This window comes from Caulobacter sp. Root487D2Y, assembly GCF_001427165.1.
In the GTDB taxonomy this organism is placed as follows: Bacteria; Pseudomonadota; Alphaproteobacteria; order Caulobacterales; family Caulobacteraceae; genus Caulobacter.
Genome location: NZ_LMFD01000003.1, coordinates 136,203 through 144,091 on the forward strand (window position 1 = coordinate 136,203; position 7,889 = coordinate 144,091).

Genomic DNA, 7,889 nt, shown 5'->3' on the forward strand with positions numbered 1-7,889 from the left:
CTCTCCCATTGGGAGAGGGAGGATGTAGGTCGCCGCCCTAACCAAGACCGCCCCTCCGCTTGACGTCCTCGACCGCCATCAGGATCCGCTCGGGCGTCGCCGGCGCGTCCAGGTTCGGGAACACCTTGTGGTCGGCCACCGAGGCCACCGCCCGGTTCACCGCCGACAGCACCGACAAGGCCAGCATCAGCGGCGGCTCGCCCACGGCCTTGGAGCGATGGACCGTCTCCTCGACGTTGCGACCCGGCTCCCACAGGGCGATGTTCATCACCGCCGGCCGGTCGCCGCAGGTGGGAATCTTGTAGGTCGAGGGGGCGTGGGTCAGCAGGCGGCCGTCGGCGCTGAACACCAGCTCCTCGGTGGTCAGCCAGCCCATGCCCTGGATGAAACCGCCCTCGATCTGGCCCAGGTCGATGGCGGGGTTCAGCGAGCGGCCGGCGTCGTGCAGGATGTCGGCCCGGGTGACCTTCATCTCGCCGGTCAGGGTGTCGATCAGCACCTCGCTGCAGGCCGCGCCGTAGGCGAAATAGTAGAACGGCCGGCCGGTGTGGGTGGCGCGGTCGTAGTGAATCTTGGGCGTGGCGTAGAAGCCGGTGGACGACAGCGACACCCGGGCCAGGTGCGCCTGGCGGCACAGGACCTCGAACGGGATCAGCGTCTCCCCGGCCCGCAGGCCTTGCGGCGTGAATTCGACGGCGCTCTTCAGGCAGCCCCATTTCATGGCCGCGAACTCGACCAGCCGCGTCTTGATCGTGTTGGCCGCCTTCAGCGCCGCCATCCCGTTCAGGTCCGTGCCCGACGAGGCCGCCGTGGCCGAGGTGTTGGGCACCTTGTCGGTGACGGTCGAGGTCACCTTCACGCGCGACACATCGACCTTGAAGGCCTCGGCGACGATCTGGGCGACCTTGACGAACAGCCCCTGGCCCATCTCGGTGCCGCCGTGGTTCAGCAGGATCGAGCCGTCGGCATAGAGATGGATCAACGCCCCGGCCTGGTTCAGGTGGGTGGTCGTGAACGAGATGCCGAACTTCACCGGCGTCAGGGCCAGGCCCTTCTTCAGCACGGGGCTCCTGGCGTTGTAGGCGTCGATCTGGCGCTGGCGGGCCTCGTAGTCGCAGGACGCCGCCAGTTCGGCCAGCAGTTGGGGCGCGACATTGTCCTCGACCGTCTGGTGATAGGGCGTCAGGTTGCGCCCCTCGCCGCCATAGAGATTTCGCCGGCGCACCTCCAGCGGATCCAGCCCCGCGGCCTGGGCGACCGCGTCCATCACCCGCTCGATCGCCGCCATGCCCTGCGGACCGCCGAACCCCCGGAACGCGGTGTTCGACACCGTGTGGGTCTTGAAGCGGTGCGAGACGATCTCGACGGCCGGCAGGAAGTAGCAGTTGTCGACGTGGAACATCGCCCGGTCGTTGATGGCCATCGACAGGTCGGTGGTGGAACCGCAGCGCGAGGCCAGCTCGAGCGCCAGCCCCGTCAGCCGGCCCTCGTCGTCGAAGCCGACGTCGTAGGCGATCTCGAAGTCATGCCGCTTGCCGGTCATGACCATGTCTTCGTCGCGGTCGGGCCGGGCCTTGGCCGGGCGGCCGGTCTTGACCGCCACGAGGGCCGCGGCGGCGGCGAACAGCGAGGCCTGGGTCTCCTTGCCGCCGAACCCGCCGCCCATCCGGCGGACCTCGACGGTCACCGAGGTGTGCGGCACGTCCAGCACCCGGGCGACCAGGTGCTGGACCTCGCTGGGATGCTGGGTCGACGACCAGATGTGGACGTCGCCGCCCTCGCCCGGCGTGGCCAGGGCGACCTGGCCCTCGAGATAGAAATGGTCCTGACCGCCGATGGCGAACACGCCCCGCAGCCGCCGGGGCGAGGCGGCCAGGGCGGCGGCAGCGTCGCCGCGCGCCATGCGCTGGCTGGCCTCGATCTTCAGATCGGCGTCACGGGCCTGGGCGATGGTGATCGCGGCGGGCAGATCCTCGTACTCGACCACGGCCTTGGCGGCGGCGGCGCGGGCGGCGGCGATCGAGGTGGCGGCCACCGCGAACAGGCTCTGGCCGACGCAGATCACCTCGCCGTCGGCGAACAACCTGTCGTCGTGGATCACCGGGCTGACGTCGTTCTCGCCGGGAATGTCCTGGGCGGTCAGCACCGTGACCACGCCGGGCGAGGCGCGCACGGCCGCCAGGTCCATCGACACGATCCGGGCGTGGGCCCGCGTGCTCATGCCCAGGTGGACGTGGAGCATGCCGACCGGTTCGGGAATGTCATCGACATAGATCGCCGCGCCCGAGACGTGGCGCAGGGCGCTGTCGTGCGGCAGCGCGGCGTGAACGCCCTGGAAGACGACCGGTTCGACCAGCTTGGCGCCGGAATCAGCCATGGGCCGCCCCCAAGGCGTACGTCTGCACGCGGGTTTCGAGATCCGGCCGGGCGGACTCGATGAACACCTTGCGCAGCATGTTGCCGGCCGTCAGGGCGCGATAGGCGGCCGAGGCGCGGGCGTCGGTCAGGGGCCTGAAGTCGCCGGTCAGGGCCTCGACGGCGGCGTGGATCGTGGCCCGGTCCCACGGCTGGCCGACCAGGGCGGCCTCGCAGGCGACGGCCCGCTTCGGCGTGCCGGCCATGCCGCCATAGGCGATGCGGGCGCTGGTCACGACCTCATCCTGGATCTGGATGTTGAACGCCCCGCAGACCGCCGAAATGTCCTGGTCGAAGCGCTTGGACAGTTTGAAGACCTTGAACATCGCGCCGGGTCGCGGATCGGGAACCCGCACCGCTTCGACGAATTCACCCGGCCGGCGGTCCTGCTTGCCATAGACGATGAAGAAGTCCTCCAGCGGCAGGGTTCGCCGCTCGTTCCAGTGGTGCAGCACCAGCTCCGCGCCCAGCGCGATCAGGGCCGGCGGCATGTCGCCGATCGGCGAGCCGTTGGCGATGTTGCCGCCGATCGTGCCGCTGTTGCGCACCTGGGTCGAACCCAGCCGGCGCATCATCGCGCCCAGGTCGGGATAGAGTTCGCCCAGCGTTTCCAGGGCGTCGGCATAGCGCACGCCGGCGCCGATGCGCAGCCCACCGTCCTCGCGGGCGACGGTCTTGAGTTCCTCCACCCGACCGATGTCGATCAGGGTCTTGAGCGGCTTGCGAAGCTTGGTGACCCACAGGCCGATGTCGGTGGCCCCGGCCACGACCACGGCGTCCGGATAGGCCGCGTAGGTCTTGGCCAGCTCGTCCACGCTCAAAGGCGCGAACCAGCGCCGGGTCAGGCCGGCGATCGGGTCGGCGTAGTCCAGGCTCAGGGCCTCGTCGCGCTTCAATCCCGCCAGCTTGTCGGCCACGTCCGGAGCCGCCTCGGGAATGATGGTCTCGGCCGCCGCGATGATCGGGCCATAGCCGGTGCAGCGGCACAGGTTGCCCGCCAGCACCTCGTCGACCGGCGCGTCGGCGCCCTTGGCCGCGACCGCCCGTCCGTACAGCGACATGACGATGCCCGGCGTGCAGAAGCCGCATTGCGAGCCGTGGTGCTCGACCATCGCCGCCTGCACCGGATGCGGCTCGTCCTTGGCGCCATTCTTTCTGGCGACGCCCTCGACGGTGATCACCGCCTTGCCATCCAGCATCGGCACGAACTGGATGCAGCTGTTGACCGCCCGCCAGGAAACTTTCCGATCGGCCGTCTCGCCCTCCAGTTCGCCGACCAGCACCGTGCAAGAGCCGCAGTCGCCCTCGGCGCAGCCTTCCTTGGCGCCGGTGCGCCGCAGGTCGCCGCGCAGATGCTCCAGCAGCGTGCGGGTGGGGTCGACGCCCTCGGCCTCGACCACCTCGCCGTTCAGCAGGAAGCGCACCGCCATCTCAGCTGCCCCGGTAGGTGGAATAGCCGAACGGCGAGACCAGCAGCGGGACGTGGTGGTGCTGGGTCGGATCGGCCACCGCGAAATCGATCACCACCACGTCCAGGAACGGCGGATCGCTGACGACCGCGCCCGAAGTCTTGAAATAGTCGGCCACCGCGAACTCCAGGCGATAGCCGCCGACCGCCAGATCCTCGCCCGCGACCAGCCGCGCCCGGCCGTCGGCGTCGGTGCGGGTTTCGCTCAGCAGGCTGACCTCTCCCCCGCGCCGGGCGAAAACCCGCACGGCGACCTCCGCCGCCGGGCGGCCGGCCGCCGTGTCGAGGATGTGGGTGGTCAGGCCGCTCATGCGTTCGTGGTTCCTTGCTCGCCGTCGCCGTGCGCCATTCTAGACTCCCGGGCCTTTCGAGCGATGCTGAAACCGCCTCGTCCGCAAGTCCAGCCCGGATGCTCTCCCGCCTCGCCAGGACGGCGAACCGCCTTGCGTGACGGCGTCGGGCGCCCGCCGGATGGGCGTTATATAAGTCTTTTATTACTTAGCGAGCCACCCGCGATCGCTCGCGCGGCGACCCGAACCGTAAAAAACATGCTTTGACCCTGGGTAAGGTTGGAAAAGCCGCGCCAACACCGGTAGCTAGGCCCTGACGGATCGCGACACCGGGCGCCCAGGGGCCCGCACCAGACGATCCGCGCCGCCTTACCTTGCGCAGTCACCGAGGAACGACCGATGGACGAGGATTTCCGTAAAGCCGCCCTGGACTACCACCGTCTGCCGCGGCCCGGAAAACTGGCGATCGAGGCCACCAAGCGCATGGCCACCCAGCGCGACCTCGGCCTGGCCTACTCCCCCGGCGTCGCCGCGCCCTGCGAGGCCATCGCCGCCGACCCCGACTGCGCCCGCGACTACACCGCCCGCGGCAATCTGGTCGCCGTGATCTCCAACGGCACCGCCGTGCTGGGCCTGGGCAATATCGGCCCGCTGGCCTCCAAGCCGGTGATGGAGGGCAAGGCGGTCCTGTTCAAGAAATTCGCCGGCATCGACGTCTTCGACCTGGAGGTCGACGCCGAGGATCCCGACCGCTTCATCGAGGTGGTCGCGGCCCTGGAGCCCACCTTCGGCGGCATCAATCTGGAGGACATCAAGGCTCCGGAATGCTTCGTCATCGAGCGCAAGCTGCGCGAACGGATGAAGATCCCGGTCTTCCACGACGACCAGCACGGCACCGCCATCGTCTGCGCCGCCGCCGTCCGCAACGCCCTGGTCGTGCAGGGCAAGACCCTCAAGGACGTCAAGCTGGTCACCTCGGGCGCCGGCGCGGCGGCCCTGGCCTGCGTGGACCTGCTGGTCTCGATGGGCCTGCCCGTCGAGAACGTCACCCTGACCGACATCAAGGGCGTGGTCCATGCCGGCCGCGAGCCCGACATGCCCGACAACATGGCCCGCTACGCCCGGCCGACCGACGCGCGGTCGCTGCCCGACGTGCTGCCCGGCGCCGATATCTTCCTGGGCCTGTCGGCGCCCCGCGTGTTCAAGGCCGAATGGCTGCCGCTGCTGGCGCCCAATCCGCTGATCCTGGCCATGGCCAATCCCGAGCCGGAGATCCTGCCCGAGCTCGTCGCCGCCCAGCGCCCCGACGCCATCATGGCCACGGGCCGCAGCGACTATCCCAACCAGGTCAACAACGTCCTGTGCTTCCCGTTCATCTTCCGCGGCGCGCTCGACGTCGGCGCCTCGGAGATCAACGAGGCCATGAAGGTGGCGGCCGTCGAGGCGATCGCCGAACTGGCCCGGGCCGAGGCCTCGGAAGTCGTGACCAGCGCCTATGGCGGCGTCGCCCCGATGTTCGGCGCCAGCTACATCATCCCCAAGCCGTTCGACCCGCGCCTGATCCTGCAGATCGCGCCCGCCGTGGCCCGGGCGGCCATGGACAGCGGCGTCGCCACCCGGCCGATCGCCGACTTCGACGCCTATCGCGCCGAGCTGGAGTTGTTCGTCTATCGCTCCGGCCAACTGATGCGGCCGGTGTTCGAGCGGGCCCGCAAGGCCACCAAGACTTCGACGATCCGCGTGGCTTATGCCGAGGGCGAGGACGAACGGGTGCTGCGCGCCGTCCAGACCGTGCTGGACGAGGGTCTCTGCAAGCCCGTGCTGATCGGCAAGCGCGAGACGATCATCGCCAAGGCCGCCGAGATGGGCCTGCGCCTGGACTTCGACGGTCGCGTCGAGATTCTCGATCCGTCGGCCGACAAGGCGCTGTTCGCCCCGCTGGTTGAGCGCTACCAGGGCCTGGTCAGCCGTCGGGGCGTGCCGCCCCTGGCCGCCGAGCGCCGGGTGACCAACCGCCGGACCGTCTCGGCCTCGATGCTGCTGCAGGCCGGCCACGTCGACGCCGCCCTGGTGGGCGGGGCCGGCGACTGGTGGCAGCACATGACCTATGTCCTGCCGATCATCCCCAAAAGCGAGAACGTCGGCCGTGTCTACGCCCTGTCGGCCCTGATCATCGACAACGGCACGCTGTTCTTCTGCGACACCCACGTGAACGTCGACCCGACCGCCGAGCAGGTGGCCGAGATGACCCTGCTGGCCGCCGAATCCGTGCGGCGTTTCGGCCTGACGCCCAAGGCGGCCCTGCTGTCGCACTCCAGTTTCGGGGCGTCGAACTCGCCGACCGCCCGGAAGATGCGCGAGGCCCTGGCCCTGGTCCGGGAGCGCGCGCCGGAGCTTGAGGTCGACGGCGAGATGCACGCCGACGCCGCCCTCTCCCAGGCCCTGCGCGACCGCCTGGTGCACGACAGCGCCCTGAAGGGCTCGGCCAACCTGCTGGTCATGCCCACCCTGGACGCGGCCAACATCGCCCTGACCCTGCTCAGCGCCGCCACCGAGGGCCTGCTGGTCGGGCCGGTGCTGTTGGGCATGAGCCGGCCGCTGCACGTGCTGACGCCCAGCGTCACCGCGCGCGGCATCGCCAACATGACCGCCCTGGCGGTGAATCAGGCGGCCGCCGAGCGCGAGCTTCGGGGGGCCTAGAAGCCCCTTCATCGGCCCGGTCGCGGACACGAAAAAAGCCCCGCAGACGCCCTTCCACCGTCTCAGCGACGGGGAAAGGCTCCAGCGGGGCCTAATTCGGGGGTCGAAAGATCGGCCGAACGCTCCGCGTCCGGCCTGATTCCGATCCTTAGAGGATGCGCAGGTTGCCGGCCGAGGTCTTGCCCGAGCGGCGGTCCTGTTCCAGTTCGTAACCGACTTGCTGGCCTTCGTTCAGGCCGCGCAGGCCGGCGCGTTCAACGGCCGAGATGTGCACGAAGATGTCGCCGCCGCCATTGTCCGGTTGGATGAAGCCGAAGCCCTTGGTGGTGTTGAACCACTTCACAACGCCCGTGCCGGCTTCGCCCGAGCCGCCGCCGCCGCCGCCGTAGCCGCCGCCACGAGGCGCGTCATAGCCGCCGCCGCGCGGGGCGCCGAAATCGCGGGCCGGACGGCGGGGAGCCGACGGCGCCGCGCCTTGGCCGGTCACGCGCAGATTGCCGGCCGAGGTCTTGCCCGAGCGACGATCTTCTTCCAGCTCGTAGGCCACCTGATCACCTTCGTTCAGGCCCGACAGACCCGAACGTTCAACCGCGGCGATGTGGACGAACACGTCCTGGCCGCCGTCCTCGGGCTGAATGAAACCAAAGCCCTTGGCCGGGTTGAACCACTTAACGACACCGTTCGCCATCTTATCCTCAAAACCTCATTCAGCGGGCCAGTTACCGACCCGCGTCCTTCCATCCTGCTCTCATGACGCAAATTCCAGGAACGCGCTACGGGGTTTGATCGCAGAATCTCAAGCCGAGGCCGGTCCAGGCGATAAATTTTCGCGTGACACGGGTCGATCGCGACCGAAACGCCACCGGAAGTGGCACGAGGGCCACACATCGAATGACGTCGGGAAGCTTGACTATAAGGCTTGGGTGCGGGGACAGGATTTGAACCTGTGACCTTCAGGTTATGAGCCTGACGAGCTACCGGGCTGCTCCACCCCGCGGCGAAGAGGGTAGTGATTT

General features: G+C 69.0%; 5 protein-coding genes, 1 tRNA gene and 1 pseudogene. 1 reads left to right on the forward strand and 6 read right to left on the reverse strand.

Annotated elements, in window-relative coordinates; translation table 11 throughout:
- Nucleotides 1-37: 37 nt before the first annotated feature.
- Genes xdhB through uraH form a run of 3 tightly spaced genes read right to left on the reverse strand, consistent with a single transcriptional unit; the run spans nt 38 to nt 4,194 of the window.
- Nucleotides 38-2,377, reverse strand: coding sequence for a xanthine dehydrogenase molybdopterin binding subunit (gene xdhB, locus ASD38_RS06435; RefSeq protein ID WP_056458683.1), 2,340 nt, complete (start codon nt 2,375-2,377; stop codon nt 38-40).
- Nucleotides 2,370-3,845 (reverse strand): xanthine dehydrogenase small subunit, encoded by a 1,476-nt coding sequence (gene xdhA / locus ASD38_RS06440; RefSeq protein WP_056458686.1) that lies wholly within the window; start codon nt 3,843-3,845, stop codon nt 2,370-2,372. Before xdhA ends, xdhB begins: the two co-directional genes overlap by 8 nt.
- Before the next feature lies 1 nt (nt 3,846).
- The gene (gene uraH, locus ASD38_RS06445; RefSeq protein ID WP_056458689.1) at nt 3,847-4,194 is read right to left on the reverse strand and encodes a hydroxyisourate hydrolase; all 348 of its coding nucleotides are present in this window, start codon (nt 4,192-4,194) and stop codon (nt 3,847-3,849) included.
- A 378-nt stretch (nt 4,195-4,572) separates the two neighbouring features.
- Between uraH and ASD38_RS06450 the strand changes: the two genes are divergently transcribed.
- Nucleotides 4,573-6,873, forward strand: coding sequence for an NADP-dependent malic enzyme (locus ASD38_RS06450; protein ID WP_056458691.1), 2,301 nt, complete (start codon nt 4,573-4,575; stop codon nt 6,871-6,873).
- A gap of 148 nt (nt 6,874-7,021) precedes the next feature.
- Here ASD38_RS06450 and ASD38_RS24500 read toward each other — a convergent pair whose 3' ends face one another.
- The 3 genes and pseudogenes from ASD38_RS24500 to ASD38_RS06460 all read right to left on the reverse strand — a co-directional run bounded on the left by ASD38_RS24500 (nt 7,022) and on the right by ASD38_RS06460 (nt 7,870).
- Complete coding sequence (locus ASD38_RS24500) at nt 7,022-7,216, reverse strand: cold-shock protein (protein WP_233206781.1); 195 nt, start codon at nt 7,214-7,216, stop codon at nt 7,022-7,024.
- 141 nt (nt 7,217-7,357) lie between these two features.
- A pseudogene (locus tag ASD38_RS24505) lies at nt 7,358-7,561 on the reverse strand (cold-shock protein); the annotation flags it as partial.
- Nucleotides 7,562-7,793: 232 nt separating this feature from the next.
- Nucleotides 7,794-7,870: transfer RNA gene (locus tag ASD38_RS06460), tRNA-Met, on the reverse strand.
- Nucleotides 7,871-7,889: the final 19 nt, after the last annotated feature.

Coding starts and splice junctions, on each gene's coding strand:
- xdhB (WP_056458683.1), bottom strand. CDS start 2,377: ATGGCTGATTCCGGCGCCAAGCTGGTCGAACCGGTCGTCTTCCAGGGC.
- xdhA (WP_056458686.1), bottom strand. CDS start 3,845: ATGGCGGTGCGCTTCCTGCTGAACGGCGAGGTGGTCGAGGCCGAGGGC.
- uraH (WP_056458689.1), bottom strand. CDS start 4,194: ATGAGCGGCCTGACCACCCACATCCTCGACACGGCGGCCGGCCGCCCG.
- ASD38_RS06450 (WP_056458691.1), top strand. CDS start 4,573: ATGGACGAGGATTTCCGTAAAGCCGCCCTGGACTACCACCGTCTGCCG.